Source organism: Xanthomonas sp. WHRI 6106, from assembly GCF_040202405.1.
Lineage (GTDB): Bacteria > Pseudomonadota > Gammaproteobacteria > Xanthomonadales > Xanthomonadaceae > Xanthomonas > Xanthomonas cannabis.
The window spans coordinates 1-17,328 of sequence record NZ_JBEGFC010000015.1; the positions used below are offsets into that span (position 1 = coordinate 1).

15 protein-coding genes are annotated in these 17,328 nt (G+C 66.3%); 1 reads left to right on the forward strand and 14 read right to left on the reverse strand.

The genetic code is table 11. From position 1 onward, the window contains the following. Positions 1-256: 256 nt before the first annotated feature. Positions 257-1,522, forward strand: a complete 1,266-nt coding sequence (locus ABQZ09_RS18265) for a multifunctional CCA addition/repair protein (RefSeq protein WP_184552961.1) — start codon at positions 257-259, stop codon at positions 1,520-1,522. A 229-nt stretch (positions 1,523-1,751) separates the two neighbouring features. On the opposite strand, the gene ABQZ09_RS18270 is transcribed toward ABQZ09_RS18265, so the two are convergent. The 14 genes from ABQZ09_RS18270 to ABQZ09_RS18335 all read right to left on the reverse strand — a co-directional run bounded on the left by ABQZ09_RS18270 (position 1,752) and on the right by ABQZ09_RS18335 (position 17,326). Next, the gene (locus tag ABQZ09_RS18270; protein WP_456362139.1) at positions 1,752-4,358 is read right to left on the reverse strand and encodes a TonB-dependent receptor; all 2,607 of its coding nucleotides are present in this window, start codon (positions 4,356-4,358) and stop codon (positions 1,752-1,754) included. A gap of 862 nt (positions 4,359-5,220) precedes the next feature. After that, positions 5,221-6,537 carry a S41 family peptidase gene (locus ABQZ09_RS18275; protein ID WP_349777576.1) on the reverse strand — a complete coding sequence of 439 codons (1,317 nt, stop codon included), beginning with the start codon at positions 6,535-6,537 and terminating at the stop codon, positions 5,221-5,223. 372 nt (positions 6,538-6,909) lie between these two features. Further along, positions 6,910-8,064, reverse strand: a complete 1,155-nt coding sequence (gene nagA / locus ABQZ09_RS18280; protein ID WP_349777577.1) for an N-acetylglucosamine-6-phosphate deacetylase — start codon at positions 8,062-8,064, stop codon at positions 6,910-6,912. 2 nt (positions 8,065-8,066) lie between these two features. Then, positions 8,067-9,095, reverse strand: a complete 1,029-nt coding sequence (locus tag ABQZ09_RS18285; protein WP_228315382.1) for an SIS domain-containing protein — start codon at positions 9,093-9,095, stop codon at positions 8,067-8,069. Between the two features lie 6 nt (positions 9,096-9,101). Then, positions 9,102-10,169, reverse strand: a complete 1,068-nt coding sequence (locus ABQZ09_RS18290; protein WP_228315381.1) for a LacI family DNA-binding transcriptional regulator — start codon at positions 10,167-10,169, stop codon at positions 9,102-9,104. Between the two features lie 40 nt (positions 10,170-10,209). Then, positions 10,210-11,487: a sugar MFS transporter gene (locus ABQZ09_RS18295; RefSeq protein ID WP_349777578.1), complete on the reverse strand. Its 1,278-nt coding sequence runs from the start codon at positions 11,485-11,487 to the stop codon at positions 10,210-10,212. A gap of 43 nt (positions 11,488-11,530) precedes the next feature. Then, positions 11,531-12,253, reverse strand: coding sequence for a GntR family transcriptional regulator (locus ABQZ09_RS18300; RefSeq protein WP_184390039.1), 723 nt, complete (start codon positions 12,251-12,253; stop codon positions 11,531-11,533). A 388-nt stretch (positions 12,254-12,641) separates the two neighbouring features. Beyond that, positions 12,642-13,349 carry a type II secretion system protein N gene (gene gspN / locus ABQZ09_RS18305; protein ID WP_349777617.1) on the reverse strand — a complete coding sequence of 236 codons (708 nt, stop codon included), beginning with the start codon at positions 13,347-13,349 and terminating at the stop codon, positions 12,642-12,644. A gap of 5 nt (positions 13,350-13,354) precedes the next feature. After that, on the reverse strand, positions 13,355-13,813 hold the full coding sequence (locus tag ABQZ09_RS18310) for a type II secretion system protein M (RefSeq protein WP_349777579.1): 459 nt from the start codon (positions 13,811-13,813) through the stop codon (positions 13,355-13,357). Next, complete coding sequence (gene gspL, locus ABQZ09_RS18315) at positions 13,810-14,901, reverse strand: type II secretion system protein GspL (RefSeq protein ID WP_349777580.1); 1,092 nt, start codon at positions 14,899-14,901, stop codon at positions 13,810-13,812. The genes ABQZ09_RS18310 and gspL overlap by 4 nt, the downstream gene beginning before the upstream one ends. Continuing rightward, positions 14,898-15,890, reverse strand: a complete 993-nt coding sequence (gene gspK, locus ABQZ09_RS18320) for a type II secretion system minor pseudopilin GspK (protein WP_349777581.1) — start codon at positions 15,888-15,890, stop codon at positions 14,898-14,900. The genes gspL and gspK overlap by 4 nt, the downstream gene beginning before the upstream one ends. Next, the gene (gene gspJ, locus ABQZ09_RS18325) at positions 15,887-16,489 is read right to left on the reverse strand and encodes a type II secretion system minor pseudopilin GspJ (RefSeq protein WP_349777582.1); all 603 of its coding nucleotides are present in this window, start codon (positions 16,487-16,489) and stop codon (positions 15,887-15,889) included. The genes gspK and gspJ overlap by 4 nt, the downstream gene beginning before the upstream one ends. Further along, complete coding sequence (gene gspI, locus ABQZ09_RS18330) at positions 16,486-16,866, reverse strand: type II secretion system minor pseudopilin GspI (protein ID WP_039414056.1); 381 nt, start codon at positions 16,864-16,866, stop codon at positions 16,486-16,488. The genes gspJ and gspI overlap by 4 nt, the downstream gene beginning before the upstream one ends. Then, on the reverse strand, positions 16,850-17,326 hold the full coding sequence (locus ABQZ09_RS18335; RefSeq protein ID WP_503019434.1) for a GspH/FimT family pseudopilin: 477 nt from the start codon (positions 17,324-17,326) through the stop codon (positions 16,850-16,852). Before ABQZ09_RS18335 ends, gspI begins: the two co-directional genes overlap by 17 nt. Positions 17,327-17,328: the final 2 nt, after the last annotated feature.

A 17,328-nucleotide genomic window follows, 5' to 3' on the forward strand; every position in this document is an offset into this window, starting at 1 on the left:
GAGCTCGCGGATCGAGATCCTGATCAACACAGTTGCTCCAGGGACGGATTCACGGCGTGTCCCGCGACGGTGGGCGGCCAAGGGCCCTGCAGCCAAGTCGCAGACCAGACGCCTGGCGCATCATCCATCCGCAGCAATCGCTTGCAGACACCGATATCTACGCGATGCTCCCGCCGGGCACCACACCCAAGCAAAACCCGACAGCGCTGGCCGCGCCTTGTTTCGACGCAAGCACCGCATCGGGCATCATGTGGCGATGAAGATCTATCTCGTTGGCGGCGCCGTCCGCGATGCATTGCTTGGCCAGCCGCCCGGCGACCGCGACTGGGTGGTGGTGGGCGCCGATCAGGCGCACATGCAGGCACAGGGCTTCAAGCCGGTGGGCAAGGACTTCCCGGTCTTCCTGCATCCGCGCAGCGGCGAGGAATATGCCCTTGCGCGCACCGAGCGCAAGTCCGGCCGCGGCTACCGCGGCTTCGTGGTGGATGCCGATCCATCGGTGACGCTGGAAGAAGATCTGCTGCGGCGCGACTTCACCATCAACGCCATCGCACGCGACGAAGATAGCGGCGAGCTGGTGGACCCGTACGGCGGTACGCGCGACCTGCAGGCACGGGTGCTGCGGCATGTGGGCCCGGCCTTTATCGAAGACCCGGTGCGGGTATTGCGTGCCGCGCGCTTCATGGCGCGACTGGCGCCGCTGGGTTTCAGCCTTGCCCCGGAAACCGCGGCGCTGATGCGCGAGATGGCGGCCAGCGGCGAGCTGGACGCCCTGGTGCCCGAGCGCGTATGGCAGGAACTGCGCCGTACACTGACCTGCGCCCGGCCCTCGGCGTTTCTGCGCACGCTGCATGAAACGCATGCGCTACGCGTGATCCTGCCGGAGATCGACGCACTGTACGGTGTGCCGCAACGCGCCGAGTTTCATCCGGAAGTGGACACCGGCGTGCATCAGGAAATGGTCAGCGACATGGCCGCGCTGCTGGTGCCAGGCGATGCGCTGATCGGCTTTGCCGCGTTGACGCACGACCTGGGCAAGGCGCTGACACCGCCGGACCAATGGCCGCGCCACATCATGCACGAACAGCGCGGGGTCGCGCCGCTGCAGGCGCTGTGCGAACGCCTCAAGGTGCCGCAGGACTATCGTCAGCTTGCGATCACCGCCTGCCGCGAGCATCTCAACGTGCATCGTCTGGCGGAATTGCGCGATCGCACGGTGCACGAGTTGCTGGTGCGCTGCGATGGATTCCGGCGGCCCGAACGCATCGCGCAGCTGGCGCTGGTGTGCGAGGCCGACAAGCGGGGCAGGCTGGGCAGCGCCGACATGCCGTACCCGCAAGGAGCCGAACTCACACGGCTGCACGCTGCTGCCCTGGCGGTCAATGCACGCGACCTGGCAGCCGAAGGCCTGCAAGGCCCGCAGATCGGCGAAGCACTGGCCAGAGCACGCATCGCCGCGATTGCTGCTGCGCGCGGCGGCGACAGACGCGGCGGCGGCACGGAGTCTGTTGCCGCACCTTGATCGGGCGGTGCGGTGCATCAGGGGTCTGACTGCACTCGGCGGCACGGGCCGTGCAGAGCCAGCCGACTGCGCAACGTGACTATGTGGTTGCAGTAGCGCAGCGGCCTTGCCGGGCTGCGTCATCGCTGGTGTGTCACTGGCTTTTCATCACGCGATGAGCCGGCCGTGACCTGCGCTCTGTGCGGCACCGACGCTGGAGCGACTGCTTCGTGCAGCCGCTCCGTCTCCATCACATCTTGAAATTCAGGCTCAGCATGAACGAGCGGCCGTTCTTGTAGATGTAGTACGGCTGGTTCTTGTTGCCGATATAGCTGTAGTAGGTTTCATCCAGCAGGTTGGTGGCCTCCAGCGCCACGCGCAGCCGCTCGGTGGCCTGGTAACCGAACGAGGCATCCACCTGGGTAAACGCATCGGTCATCTGCTGGCCGTTGAGCCGGCCAATCTGGGTGAAGTATTCCGAACGCCAGCCCAGGTTGACCCGCGCGCTCCATTTGCCCTGCTCGTAGTACGGGCTGATGTTGTAGGCGTTGCGCGAGTTGTACGGCAGGCTGTAATCGCCATCGGTGCTGGAATCGGAGTACGTGTAGTTGGCCACCACGCCGAAGCCGTTGCCGAAGTTGTGCTGCAGGTTGAGCGCCACGCCCTGCACCTTGGCATCGCCTGCATTGGTCGGCACCGAGGTCTGGTACGTGCTCGACCCACCGGTGGCGTTATTGAAGAACACCCGGTCCTGCACCGTGGTCAGGATGTAGTTGGAGATATCGCGCGAGAAGAATTCACCACTGAGCAGGCTGCTGTCGGAGAAGTACCACTCGACCGAAGCGCCCAGATTGGTCGATTCGTACGGGCTCAGGCCGGGATTGCCGGTGGACGCCGTCAGCGTGGTGTCGTCGGTGGCCACATACGGGGTCATGTTGGTGTAGCGCGGCCGTGCAATGACCTTGGAGGCGGCAAAGCGCAGCAGCAGATCGTCGCGCAGGTCATAGGCGATGTTGAAGGACGGCAACCATTTGCCATAGCTGCTGAGAAAGTTGACCGGTGTGTAGCTGCCGCCCGGTGCGTAGCTGAAACCATCGGTGGAGTCGCGCGTATGCACGTAGCGCACGCCGATATTGCCGCGATAGCGCGCGCCGGAGAAGTTGCCCTGCAGGAACCAGGCGCGGTTCTGTTCTTCGATGCTGTAGTTGCCGGCATAGCTGATCGGCAAGCCGTCATCGCCTTCCAGGCCGCTGATGTACTGGCTGATGGCGCCGCGATTGATGGTGGACCAGCGCTGCATGTCGGCGCTAGTGGACAGGCCGTCCAGGTAGCTCGATGGCGTGATGCCCGGCGAGAAATCGGCCAGCGTGCTGCCATCGTTCGGTGCCCAGGTGCGGCTGTAGGACGATTGCCCGGTGGCGTGGTTGGTGAGCTTGATGCCGGTGAGGATCTGGGTGAACGGACCCCACTCCACCGCATGGTCGAAGTCCAGCTGCAGGTAACGCTCCTTGTCGTACTGCGGGCTATGGCTGGCCGAGGCGTTGTTGAGCTGCATCGCCGCTGCATTGGTGGGGTCGATGCTGTAGTCCATCGCGGTGCGGCGCCCGTCGATGTTGTAGCTGTAGCCGGCCAGGTTACGGAACTGGATGCCGTAGATGCGCTCGGCACCGCCTTGTGAGCTGGTGTAACCGACCTGGCTCGATGCATTCCAGCCATCGCCATGCCAGTCTGCACGCAGGTGGATGCTGCCGGTGGTGACATCGCTGTTGCGCAGGTAGCCATCCAGGAATGTGGTGGATTGATCGCCGAACGCCCCGGAGGTGGCCACGCCATTTTCGAAGCCCAGTGCCTGCGCATCGCCAGGGTTGGAGCCCCAGTAGCCATAGCGACTCTGGTTGTAGTTGTCGAAGCTTTCCTTGACGTACAAACCGGTCAGATTGAGCTCGAAGTCGGCATCGGGCTTCCATTGCAGCGCCGCACTGACGCCGTCGCGCTTGCGGGTCTGCTGGAACAGCGCGGTATTGATCGAGGTGGGAAACACGCCGGTGTTGTTGCCGACCACACCCGGCGGAAAGCCGGCACCTGCGACGTCGTCATAGCCGAAGATCTCCACGCCGTCGCGGCGCAGGACACGCTGCGAATGCATCACCGAGGTGAGCACGCCAAGTGTCTCGTCCTGGTTCTTCCAGCTGTACAGCGCCGATGCGTTGGGTTTGCCCTCCTCGGAACGGTCGTTGTAGCCGTAGCTCACCGTGCCGGTCAGCGTATTGCGCTCCAGGTCCAGCGGCTTGCGCGTGTGTACGATCACCGTGCCGCCGATGGAGCCTTCGTCGATGCGCGCTTCCGGCGTCTTGTAGACCTCCATCAGCCCCACCACCTCCGGCGCCAGCGTGCTGTAGTTGAACGAGCGGCTATCCGGGTCGTTGGGGTCGCCGCCCCAGCTGGTCGATGCAATGGTCTGGCCATTGAGCAGCACACGGTTGAGCGCCGGATCGGTCCCCAGGATGCTGACTTTTTCGCCTTCGCCGAACTGGCGATCCACGGTGATGCCGGACAGGCGCGACAACGATTCGGCCACGTTGGTATCAGGGAACTTGCCGATGTCCTCGGCGCTGATCGCATCCACGATCGCATCGGCATTGCGCTTGACGTTGAGCGCCTTGCCCAGGCTGGCCTGGTAGCCCACCACCTTGATTTCGTCCAGGGTGGAGACCGAAGGATTGGCGGGCGGCTGTTGTTGTCCAGCAGCCGTTGCGGGCTGCGATGGTGCGGGCTGCTGCTGCGCAGATGCAGGGAGCGCCAGCGCGCCACTCAGTGCGGCGCCCCCGATCAACAGTGCGCGGACCGCAACGCCCAATGGCGCGCGTTGCGGCGATTGCCTGCGCACCGCAGTGCGCGCAGGCGTGCCTGCGCCCTGCATCGGGCCGGCGATCGCAGTGATTGTTGGTACACGATTAGCGGGGACAGTAGACAGCGCCGAAGCGCAACGAACATGCGCGGGGATCGGCTGCGCGGCAGTGGTGCAGATCGAATCGACAGACAACGACAACAAACGGGGAAACAGCATTGCATTGACCTCGTGGCGGAGACGTCAGGCCGCAACCGATGGGTTGCACTGGAGCGCGGCGCGCGCGGTGCTGCACTCCGTCCCCTGCGCCGGAATGCAAGCAATGACCCACACGCGCAATCCGCGTGCAGATCGGACTACCAGACCGCAGCATGGGCGGCTGGCAATGAAGTGACCGAATGAAACAGGCTCCTGTTCGCTGACAACGTTATCAGCGAAGGTGCCTTCCGACAGCGGCACTGTCAACCAATGCTCAGAGATGCCTGGATTTGTGCGAGATACGCTGTGGTCGCCGTCGATAATGGAATAGCAGCGTGACCTGTATCGCAGTCCGGACGGCTGCACATGTAGACCATTGCGCCAGACAGCGTGACGTTGAAATGCTGCGCGGTGAAATGTTGCGATGCAAGACACGGTGGTTGCGTGGTGAGGTACGCGCGTTGATGTCTCACTCACTAGTTTCGGCTCGCCACGCCTAAAGCTATGCAAGCGTGGAATGCTCGCCATGGCACCGATATCCACCTGTTGCGCTCATGACAAGCGATTCGCATCGATTCCTTCGAGCAAGCTTCCGCGGAACGTCGCCTCTCCGCACGCACCATGCACTCATCACACAGATGCTGCTGCGATCACCTGTTGACGGGTATTGGCATCAATGCGTTTGCACGCATCGCTGCGTCCGCAGCCACTGCGCCGCCGCAGCGACGGCATCGACCTGCGGGTCCAGCACCACGTCCGGTTGCAATGCGCCATCCAGACGCTGTGCATTGCGGTCCTGCGTCGCGGTGCTGGCAATTGCAAGAACACCACCACCGGGCAGATCGACCGAGCGATTGCCGGTGGTCTGCCCCGCACTCGGCTGGCCGAAACTGCGCGTTGCCGGACGGCCACGGAACGCGATGGCGACCATTTCGCCTGCGCTGGCCGTGTGTGGCCCGATCAGCAGGGCTACCGGACGCTTGGTTTGCGATGCGTGCGCGCCGGCAGTCGGCCTCGCATGCCAGGGCGTCTGCCGCCCTGCTGAGTCGACGAAGTACCCGAGTGACTGATCACCCAGCAACGATTGCAACCCGTTGACCATCGGCCACATCGTGCCGCCGGTGTTCTGTCGCAGATCGATGACCCATCCGCAGCGCGCTTGCGATGCCATGCTATCCAGCGCGGCGGCTAGCGCGCGTTGATAGGCACCCCTCACGTCACTGGAAGAGGTCATCAAGCCAGCCACCTCGACATAGCCCACATCCGGCGGCAGCAAGCGTGCCTGCACTGCGGGTCGCGCGGCAGCGCGCGCCTCCGCCTGGCGCCGCGCCGTGGGGCGTGTCAGGAAGCTGTGGCCGTCATCGAGCTCGGCGATCAGTGCGTCGATGGCGACATACGCGTCAGCTTCGCGCATGTCTGCGGCCTGCGCGCGCAGCTGTGGCTCGCGGGTGGCCCAGTCGATGCGCGTGCGCCGCAATGCGTGGTCACGGATGGCCGGGATGGCGACGTCGAGGATCGCAGCCGCCGATGCAGCGTCAACGCTGGCTTGCGGCGTCAGCCGCAAGCCGGTCACCTCAACCGCACCATCCCCTCGCAGCACCACGCCGACGGCCAATCGATTTGCTTGCGAGGGAATCTGCATCGCAATGCGACGCTGTGCCTGAGCACTGCCACTCACCCGATCAGCCTGCGAGGTTTCGAATGCCAAGACCTTGCCCTGCGCATCAACTGCCCGCATCCACAGGTTTGCACCCTGCATCGCTTGAGATGCGTGCAAAAGGCCGTCCAGCGCCAACGACTGACCACGCAGCGGCAGGGCATCGAGATGTACGGCCACCGCACCAAACGCCGCCGTGCGCTTGGCACCGGCGGTCAGACGCAGCCGGGCGCCCTCGGGCGTCTGCACATCCCCCTGCGCTACCTCCAATTGGTAGTCCGTGCCGCCGGCAACCAGCCGCCAGGGGGCCGCTGCTGCAGCGGTCGCGTGCATGCAGAACAGCAAACACCCTGCCAGCCACCAGCGCATCCGTGCGTTGCTCATCGGAACTGCCTTGTCCTTGCGTTGATCGCGACTCTAGCAGCAGCGGCGTGCCCAGGGTGGATGGCAACGCCAGCCAGGCGCAGCGACTATGATTCAGGCGCTGGTCCGCACGCAACCAGGGCACCGCAACCCGTCTGGACGGATGCCCGGCAGGCGGATCGGCGTTGCTGTCATGACAGCAGTGCCTGGACGAACAGGCCGGCGAGCAAAGACGCGCCGGCGTCAGCACTATGCCCGGAAAGGCCAGACCTCATTGCCACCGGCAGACACAGCCAATGGGATGCACCTGCCCGAAAGCAGAGGCAACCATCATGCGTAGCGTCAGTCGCGCCGCCCGGCGACCCAGGTGCCGAGCACCTGCACCTCTGCGTCCACCAGCACCAGATCGGCCTGGTAGCCGGGTGCGATGCGTCCCAGGCGGTCGCCCAGGCCGATGCATTGCGCGGGATATGTGGATGCCATGCGTGCGGCTTCGGCCAGATCCACGCCCAACCAGCGCACGCTGTTGCGCACGGCGGCGGCCATGTCCAGCGCCGAGCCAGCAAGAGCGCCGTCGGCATTGCGTACCACCCCATCCACCGCAGTGATGGTTTCGCCGTACAGGTCGAAGCTGGGGCTGTCGCTGCCGACCATCGGCATGGCGTCGGTCACCAGCAGCAGCTTACCGCGTGGCTTGGCCGCCAGCGCCACGCGCAGGCTGGCCGGATGCACGTGCACGCCATCGACGATGACGCCGCACCACACATTGGGATCTTCCAGCGCCGCGCCGACTGCGTTGGGCTCGCGTCCGGCCAGTTGCGACATCGCGTTGTAGACGTGGGTAAAACCACTGACGCCGGCCGCAATCCCGTCGCGTGCCTGCTCATAGGTCGCCGCGGTGTGGCCGGCGAACACGATCGCGCCGCCGGCAACGAAGGCACGGATATCGTCCAGCGGCACGCGCTCGGGCGCGAGCGTGATCAGGGTGACGCCGTTGTCCAGCGAGGTGTCGACCGCAATCTCGTGCGCATCCGGCACACGGAACTTGTGCGCGTCGTGCGTGCCCTTGCGCGCGGGGCTGAGGTACGGGCCTTCCAGATGGATGCCGAGCACGCCGGGCACGCCTTGAGCGATGGCTTGACGCGTTGCATCGATCGCTTCGGCCATCACCTCGGCAGTGTCGCTGATCAGCGTGGGCAGCATGCCGGTGGTGCCGAAGCGGCGATGCGCCGCGGCGATCGTGGCCAATGCCTGCGGGTCGCGTGCATTGTTGAACAACACCCCGCCGCCGCCATTGACCTGGATGTCGATGAAGCCAGGCAACAAGGTGGCGCCGCCCAGATCCACGCGCGTGTGCGCCTGCGCCACGCGTGCATCATCGGCCGGCACGATCGCCTGGATCTGCGCACCGTCCAGCAATACGGCCAGGCCATCCTGCAGGCCGTCGTCGGTGAGTACGCGTGCGTTGCATAATGCCTGAGTGCGGGAAGCATCCATGTTCAAACGGTTTCCGTAACCTTGTTCAAGTGCGGCGGCAGGTCGGGATTATGGCCGCGCTGCAGCGCCAGCGCATTGATCGCGCGGTAGAAGCTCTGCACGGTGAGCAGCGGTGCGCAGGCAGGATGCGCGGCGTCGGCCAGCGGCAGATCGCCATCGGGCGCCGCCAGCCACACCTGCGCACCGCGTGCGCGGAATTCTTCGGCCAGCGCGCGGGTGCCGGCGCCGGTTTCATCCGGCTGCGCGAACACCAGCACCGGAAAGCCCGGGCCGACCAATGCCATCGGCCCGTGCTTGACCTCGGCCGAGCTGTAGGCCTCGGCATGCAGGCCGCAGGTTTCCTTGAACTTCAAGGCCGCTTCCTGCGCCGCGCCCAGGCCCAGGCCGCGGCCCAGCACGAACAGGTTATGCGCGGGCGTCAAACCGGTGGTCAGTGCCGACCAATCGGCCTGCCAGGCACTGCGCAGTTGCTGCGGCAACGCATCCACCGCCGCGAGCAGGGCCGGGCCGTTCTTCCACACCGCACCCAGGTGCAGCACGGCGGCCAGCGAGGCGAGATAACTCTTGGTGGCGGCGACGCTTTTTTCCGGGCCGGCGCCGAGCGGAATCACCACCTCGGCCAGTTGCGCCAGCGGCGAATCCTCCACATTGACCAGGGCGACCACGCGCGCGCCGGCCGCCTTGGCGGCTTCGGCATTGCGCAGCAGGTCCGGACTCTTGCCCGATTGCGAAATCACGATGTACAGCGCGCCGCGCAACTGCAGCGGCGCTGCATAGACCGAGCCCACCGACGGCGATGCAGAGGCCGTCACGATGCCGAGCTGGGTTTCGAACAGATACTTGGCGTAGGTTGCGGCGTGATCGGAACTGCCGCGCGCGCAGGTCACCACGAACGGTGGGGGGTTGTCGCGCAGCGACTGCGCAAGCGCGGCGATGGTGTTGGCGTTGCGCGCGAACTGTGCGGCGACCACGTCGGCAGTCTGCGCCGCCTCGCGGAACATCAAGGTGTCGGTTTCGGTGGGAAGGCTCATCGTGGCTCAGGCGGATTCGGGGGGAAGGGATTTGCCGGTGGATGCAGACGCCGGCGCGGTGGAGCCGCGCACCACCAGCTGCGGCACGAAGCCGCGGTTCTGCAATTGCGCGGGCTGGTCGTCGTAGGCATCGCTGCGCAACTGGCTGATCAGCAAGCGTGCGGCATGCCGCGCGATGTCTTCGGTGGCCTGCTTGGCGGTGGTCAATGCCGGCCACGACTGGCGCGAGAACGGGCTGTCTTCGAAGCCGGCGATGGACAGCTGGTACGGCACGTTCATGCCGGTGGACTTGGCCGCCGCCAGCACGCCGGCGGCGATTTCGTCGTTGCTGCCGAAGATGGCCGTGGGCGGTTCGCGCAGCGACAACAGCCGACGCGCACCACGGAAGCCATCGTCGAAGGTGTAGTCGCCGGGAATCACCAGGTGCTTGTCCAGGTTAATGCCGTAGTCCTTCAACGCCGCTTCGTAGCCGGCATAGCGCTCGCCGCTGGAGCGGTGCTGCGGGCCGCCCCACAGAAAGCCGATGCGTTGATGGCCGAGCTGGATCAGATGCTCGGTGATTTCATACGCGGCATCGCGGTCGTCGATGTAGACGCACGGGCCATCGCCCGGGTCTTCGGTGGAGGCGATGATGCGCACGCTCTTGATGCCGCGCGCGGCCAGGCCGGCGAGCAGTTCCGGGCGCTCGGACATCGGCGCGGTCAACACCACGCCGGCCAGGCGCGAACGCTGTACCCATTCGGCCAGTTCTTCGGCCAGCAGCGGCGACGTGGAATCGCAGGGATGGATCTGCAGGCCGAAGCCGGTTTCGCGGCAGGCGGCCAGCACGCCGTTCTGGATGCCGATGATGTGGTACGGATTGGGGTTGTCGTAGACCAGGCCGATCACGAACGGCGTGCCGCTGCGCAGGTTGCGCGCCGACGGGTCGGGTTCGTAGTCGAGGTCGGCAATGGCACGCAGTACGCGTGCACGCGTGGCCTGCATTACCGAGGGCTCGTTGTTGATCACCCGCGACACGGTCTTCAACGAGACCTTGGCGCGCTCGGCGACGTCTTTGATGGTGGGCCTGCGCATGGGTGTGCCTTGTTCGTCGGAACGCATCATGCCGGCGGGTTCACTTGGCCTGGGCCGGCAGGCCCACGCGGTGACCGCGCAGCGAATAAAACAGGATGTACAGATAGCACGGCACCATCAGCGCAGCGAACACGACCTGGAAGTCGTAGTGCTGCTTGAGAATGGCGAACAGCTGCGGAATGATCGCGCCGCCGGCAATACCCATCACCAGCAGTGCCGAGCCGATTTCGGTGAAGCGGCCCAGCCCGCGAATGGCCAGCGGAAAGATCGCCGGCCACATCATGGCGTTGGCAAACCCAAGCGCAGCCACGAAGCCCACCGACACGTAGCCGTGGGTGAGCAAGGCGCCGAGAGAGAACAGCACACCCAGCACCGCCGACACGCTCAGGTAACGCGCCTGCGAAATGACGTTGGGGATCAGCACCAGGCCGGCGATGTAGCCCAGCAACATCGCGCCCAGCGTGTAGGAGGTGAATAGCTTGGTGCTGTCCAATGGCAGATCGAAGCCGTGGCCGTAGGTGCCGATGGCATCGCCGGCCATCACTTCCACACCCACGTAGACGAACAGGCACAGCACGCCCAGCCACAGGTGCGGGAACTGGAAGATGCTGGATTTCTGCACGCCGGCCGCGCTACCGGGCGTGGCATTGGCTTCGGAAGCCTTGAGCTCGGGCAACGGCGAGAACAGCACGCCGATGGCCAGCACCAGCAACACCCCGGACATCACCAGATACGGCGCGTGGATCTTGGCCGCGAATGCGGTGAGCAACTGTTCCTTGGCGGCGGGCGTGGCGCTGGCCACCTGCGCGGACAGATCACCAATGCCATGCAGCACCAGCGAGCCGATCAGGATCGGCGCCAGGATGCCGGCGATCTTGTTGCAGATGCCCATCAGCGCGATGCGGCGCGCGGCGCTTTCGATCGGCCCGAGAATGCTGATGTAGGGGTTGATCGCGGTCTGCAGCAAGGCCAGGCCGCTACCGATCACGAACAGCCCTGCCAACGCGCCGGGATACCAGCGCTGCGTGGCGAACTGGCCGAAGCCGGCCGCACCCACCGCCATCACCACCAGGCTGAGCGCCAGGCCCTTCTTCATGCCGGTGCGCTTGAGAATCCACGACGCCGGCAAGGCTAGAAAGAAGTACGACAGGTAGAACACCATCAGCACCAGAAACGCGTTGACCTCGTTGAGATCGAACGCCAGCCGCACGAAGGTGATCAGCGGCCCGTTGATCCAGGTGAAAAAGCCGATGATGAAAAACAGCACGCCGACGATGGCGATCGAGACAACGGGATTTGCGGGCCTGGCGGTAGTCATGGATCGGCGGGCTCTGAGGTTGTCGTGGGGGATGCCGTCGGCGTCAGCGGCGCAGTTCGGCGACGAAATCGTAGAAGTCGTTGTGGCAATAGGTGTCGGTCAATTCAATCGCGCTGCCATCGCGGGCATAGCCCACGCGCACCACGTGCAGGATCGCCTCGCCGGTCTTCATGCGCAGGTGTTCGGCCAGCCGCGCCGGCAGATTGATCGCGCGGAAATACTGCAGCGCGCGCACCACCGGCGTGCCCTGTGCGTCCAGGTAGCTATACAGCGAATCGCCGATCTGCTGCGGGTCGGCAACGATGCGTTGCGGCAGCACCGCGTGCTCGTAGGCCATGACGCGGTCGTCGGCGCTGCGCAAGCGCGTGAGCGAGGCCACCGCCGCATCCGGGGACAACCCCAGCCGCAGGATTTCTTCGCCGTGTGCCGGGCGCAACCGCCGCTCCAGCCAGCGCGTGCCGGGCTCGTAGCCCTTGATGCGCAGCGTTTCGCTGAAGCTGGTGAGGCCACTGAGCTGATGCTGGATCTGGGTGGTGACGAAGGTGCCGGCGCCCTGCCGGCGCGAGACCAGGCCTTGTTCGACCAGCACATCCACCGCCTGGCGCAGGGTCACCCGCGAGATCTGCAGGCGCTCGCACAGCTGGCGCTCGGCCGGCAGCGCCTCGCCGGCCTTCCATTGCCCGCCACGGATGGCGTCAGTGAGCTTCCCTGCCAACTGCAGGTACAGCGGGGTCGGCGCGGATGCGTCCAGCTGCAGGTCGTCCAGTCGCTTGTCGGCATCCGCCTTGGCCTTGGCCATTGTTGAATCCTGCCCGCCCAATTCGATAGGTCCAATATAGTACCAATCGCCGCCAGCGCACCAGCCCTGTCCCTGGCTGGTCGGGTAGAGTGGTTTCGGGCCGGCAGCGGACAGGCACCGCCGCAACTGGGGCAATGAACTGCTGATTACGGCGCGGTGGGTCCGTGGTCTGCCTTTTCGGTGCCTGTTTCGGGATCGGCGAGCGGGACGAAGGGCGACGCGCGGCCGTACATCACCGCATTCGGATCAGACCAATTTCAGATCGCCAGGGGCGCCCTGCCCTGCAGGTGCTGACCATGCGATCCAAAGCGTAGTGCATGGTCAGGCAGCGGGATGACCCAAGCCTGCGCGTGATCTACAACTGCCCCTGATCCAGCCGGACCAGCGAGCGTTCCGGGGTCCGGGTAAAGCCGAGCAGTTGCAACCCCAGTTGCAGGGCGCTGTCGCTGCCGGGGTCGACCTGGGTCCGCCACTGCCATTGGCCATCGCGCTGCAGGCGGAGCTCTGCGCCGAGCTGGACGCCTGCCGGCAGGCCATCGTCGGGCCTCAGCGTCAACACCACGGCATCGTCCACGCAGCGCGGGGTGCCACGCAGCCGCAGGGACAGCACGCCGGCGGCCGCGCCGCCGTCGTTGGGGATCACCTGCACGGCGACGTCGCCACCGGCCTGCAGGCAGCGGCTGGCATCGAAGACCGCACGCACGGCGCGCAGGTCGATCGCCAGGTCCAGCAGCTGCACGCCGCCCGGCGTACGCAGCAACAGGCGCCCGCTGGCCTGCTCCACGCCGTGCCGTGCCCCCTGCACGGCAACCAGCTGCGCAGTGGACGAGCGCAGCTGCACCTGGCGCTCGCCGCGCAGCAGGGGCAGCGGGCGCAGGTGCACGTCCACATCGCCCACCTCCAGCGTATTCCAGGTCACCCCACGCAAGCTGCCGTTCCAGATCGAGCCTTGCGCTTCGAGTGCGGCAAACGGCAGCGTGTCGACAGGCAGCACCAGGCGCAGCGGCAGGGTGGCGATCACGCCCGCCACCAGCAGCACACCGCTCAGCAGCATCCAGCGCACCACCCTCACGGTGCGATGCCCGTCAGGCGGCAACGCACCTGCAGCTGGCCGTCGTGCCGCCGGATGCCCAGCCCGGCTGGCGTCACGCCGTCGCGCTGGCGCAGCTGCTCCAGCCAGGCGAACAAGGTGGGGCCGGCAACGGCATCGATCTGCAATTCAAGCGCACCTGTAGGACCGCGACGTTGCTGGGTGATGAGGATGCCGGCCTCCTGCGCACGTTGCACGATACGTGCAAGCGGGACTGCGGCCACTGTAGCGCTGGGCTGTGAGGCACGCGCAATGAGCAGCGCCGCTGCGGCCTGGTCGTAACGCGCTTGCGCGCTGAGGCGCCAGTGGCGCAACGGCACCAGCAGCGCATACCACGCGATGAACGCCGCGATCGCAAGCAGCATGACCGTCAGCATGATGCGCTCGCGTGGCGCACGCGCCTGCCACCACGGGTGCATGCGTTGCAGTGCGCTCATCGTGGCGGCTCCAGTTCAAGAGGGGTCTGCATGCGGTCGTCCTGGGTCTGGCTGGTGCCGGGCCGCAGTTGCCAGCCGGCACGGCTGAGCTGAGCGGTGATGTGTTCAAGTTGCACGGCATCGCTGTGCAACACCGTGACGCGCAAGGGCCTGCCATCTTGATAGACAAGCGCATCCAACGCTGTGCCAGGCACGGCATCGACTGCGGCGAACAGCGCTGCGAGCTGCGCGGCGAATGCATCCGGCTGGTCCGCACCTCGTGCCGCGGTCGAGGCACCGCGCCTGCCGCTTTCGGCGGTGACGCCGTGCAGCTGCGCGACGGCTCGCTGCAGCCGCTGCGCGCCGATCTCGTAACGCAGGTTCTGGGCAAGCATGAGCAGCACGGGCGAGACCAGCAGTAGCCCAGTCAGCCAGGCCAGCATGCGCCGGCTACCGCGTGCGCGTTGTGGCGTTGGCACGGCAAAGCCCTGCTGACGCAGATTGATCGGCACGCTTGCGGCGTGTCGGGCGAAGTGCGCGATGGCGTGCTGCGGGTCTTCCTGCGGTGCCTGCGGTGCCTGCGGCAGTGCTGCAAGCAGCACGGCCGCCAGCGATGGTTCCAGGCTGCAGGCCAGGCGCCTGCCGCGCATCAACCAACGGCCGTCCCAGCCCACCAGCGTGGGCGGCTGACCGAGCGCTGCCTCCGGCAGCAGCAGGCAGTCCGGTACCACGCAATCGGGCACGATGCCCAAGGCGGCAGCACGCTCCAGCCAGTGCCGCATGATGCCTGCATCCACGGCCGCCACCAGGCGTTCGCCATCGCTGTCTGCCTGGTCGGCAATGACCACGTGCAACGCCTGCCCGTCGACCGCCAAGTGCTCGGCCAGTTGCAGGCGTGCCGCAGCCACCGATTGCGCAATGCTGCGCCCGGGCACACGCATCCAGCGCAGATGCACAGCCGCGCCGGGCACCACCAGCACCGTCTGCGTGGCAGCGGCGGGCTGCTCGCTCCCTACCGCGTGCAACCTCGCGTGCCCGTGCGCATCCACGTGCAGCCGTGTGAGCGGCGCAGCTGCATCGGCTGACAGCAATGCCAGGGTGATCCTCATTGGTCGGAACTCCATTGACGCGCCACCAACCGCACGCGGCCGGCAGGATCCTGCTGCAACAAGGCCTCCAGCATGACCTGCGCCCCGGCGTGGTCGACCTGGCTGAAGAGCGAAAAGTACGCAGTGCGCAGTTCGATCTGCTGGTACACCGCATCCGGCAGCGACACCTGCAGCAATGCCGGTGCGCTCCAGAACACCGCCGCATCGCGCCAACCACCAGCCGGCCGCGCCGCAATTACGCGACGTGCGGCCGGCAGGCCCAGTGCGCCTTCGGTCAGCGCCACCAGCACCGGCGCATCCTGCAGGCGCAGCGTGTTGACGTTGATCGGCGACAGGCGTCCTTCCGGCAGCGCACACACGTATGGCTGCAGTTGCGCCACCAGCTGCGGCGTATAGCCGACGATGGCACGCAGTTCGCTGACGCCTGCCAGCAAGGTCGCACCCGTACGCAGCGGCACGGCGGCCTGCAGGTAGCGGTCGTCTTCGGCCCCTTGTGCGCCGGGCTGCGCGTCGCTGTCGATCCAGTCCACCAGCGCATCGGTCAGCGCCTGCGCCTGTTGCGGCGCGATGCCCAGCACTTCGAGCAAGGCGCGATATTGACGTGCACCTTCGTCGCTGCGCTGCCATTGCTCGGGCGCACCGATGACGACGCTGTTGAGATTGAAGCAGCCTCCGCGGTCGCGCAGGCGCACGCTCACGGCACCGTCGTCCAACGGAAAGCGGACCGGCTGGTCGTTCCAGCCGCCGTCCAGGGTGGTGCGCAGCGGATCGCGCTTTGCCATGGCCTGCAACCGTTGCCGCGCGACGGTCTCGCTCCCCAGTGCGTACCACTGCGCCTGCGTCATCGCCGTGCCATTGCCGCTACGACGCAAGCCGAAGCGCAGATCGTCCAGCACGGCGGCCATCAGCAAGGTCATCACTGCAACCAGCAGCAACACCGTGAGCAAGGCCGCGCCCCGTTGCCTGGCAGGGACGTGCAGCGCACTCATGTGCGCCCCTCCGGCAGCAGGAACAGCTGGCGCACCCGCCCCCAATGTTCCAGCTCCAGCTCCAGCGCGACCGCATCCGGCACCGCTTCCAGCCCGCCGCTCCAGCCATCGCTCCACTGCGCGCGGTAATGGAACGCCACCACTGCCGAGCGCACACCGCGCAACAGCACTTGCGGCTTGCCGGCGGTTGCGCCGTCGAGCGCAGGGCGTGCGCTGCGCTCTAGCCGCCCATCCACCACGCGGTATTCCACGTATTGCAGCGACGCACGCGGCGCCTGATCCGGGTTGCTCCAGCCACGCCGCACGAAGCCGAACAACGGCCCCTGCGTCCCCGGCGCGCTTGCGACAAATGCGCTGCGGGCGGCACCGCCCTCGCTGTTGCGGGTGCGGCGCACCGCCGCCTGTTGCAGGTCGCTGCGCAGCAGGCCATGCATGAGTTGGAAATCGCGAATCTGCTGCAGCCGCGTGCGCACGGCATCGCGCTGATCGATGCTCTGCCGCATCACCACCACCGCCGCTGCGGCCACCAGCGCGAATACCGCCAGAGCCACCAGCAGTTCGATCAAGGTGAAGCCGCGCGTGCGCTGCCTGCGGATCATTCGACACTCCGCAGCACACTCAAGCTGGCGACTTCCTGCGCCTGGCCTGCGGCGCGCACGCGCACTTCGATCCGCAACAGGCCTGCGGCGCCGGCCGGCATCGACTGGCGTTGCCACTCCCAGCGGCGATCGCCGAGCACTGCCTGCCCGTTCGCCGGCGCGCGTACGGCAGCAGCGGGCGCCAGCATCGCTTCGATCGCCTGATTTTCCGCCACCACCGCAGCCAGTGCACGCTCTTCCAGCACCACCGCCGTGCGGGTGCTCTCGCCGGACAGATTCAACAGACCGACCACCGCCATGCCGAAGATCGCCAGCGCAACCATCAGTTCGAGCAGCGAAAATCCGCCCGATGCGCGTGGCTCAGCGAGGGGGCGCATCGACCTGCACCACACCGGCGGCATCCACCACCACCTGCATCTGCTGCCGCCCATCCGCCAACGCGATGCGTTGCGGCGTGGCCGCACCGGTGGGGTCGAAACGCACGCTCAGTCGCTCGCTGCCGGCAGGCAACTGCGCCTGGATGCCGTCCGGCCAGCGCATGGCTGCGAACGGCGTTTCATCCAGCGCGATCCAGCGCTGCTGCGCCTGGCGACGGAACACGTAGCCGCCGGCATCGATACTGACCTCTACCATGCGCAAACTCATGATCGCCTCATCGCGTGCCTGCATCAGCGCGCTGGCCAGGGTATCGGCGTAATCGTGCAGATTGCGCTGCGTATCGGGCAAGGTCATCACTATCAGCGTGCTGGCAAGCGCGGTGATCACCAGTACCGCGAGCACTTCGAGCAGGGTAAAGCCGCGTGCGTGCGTTGGCGCCGCGTGCATTTGCGTGCACATGG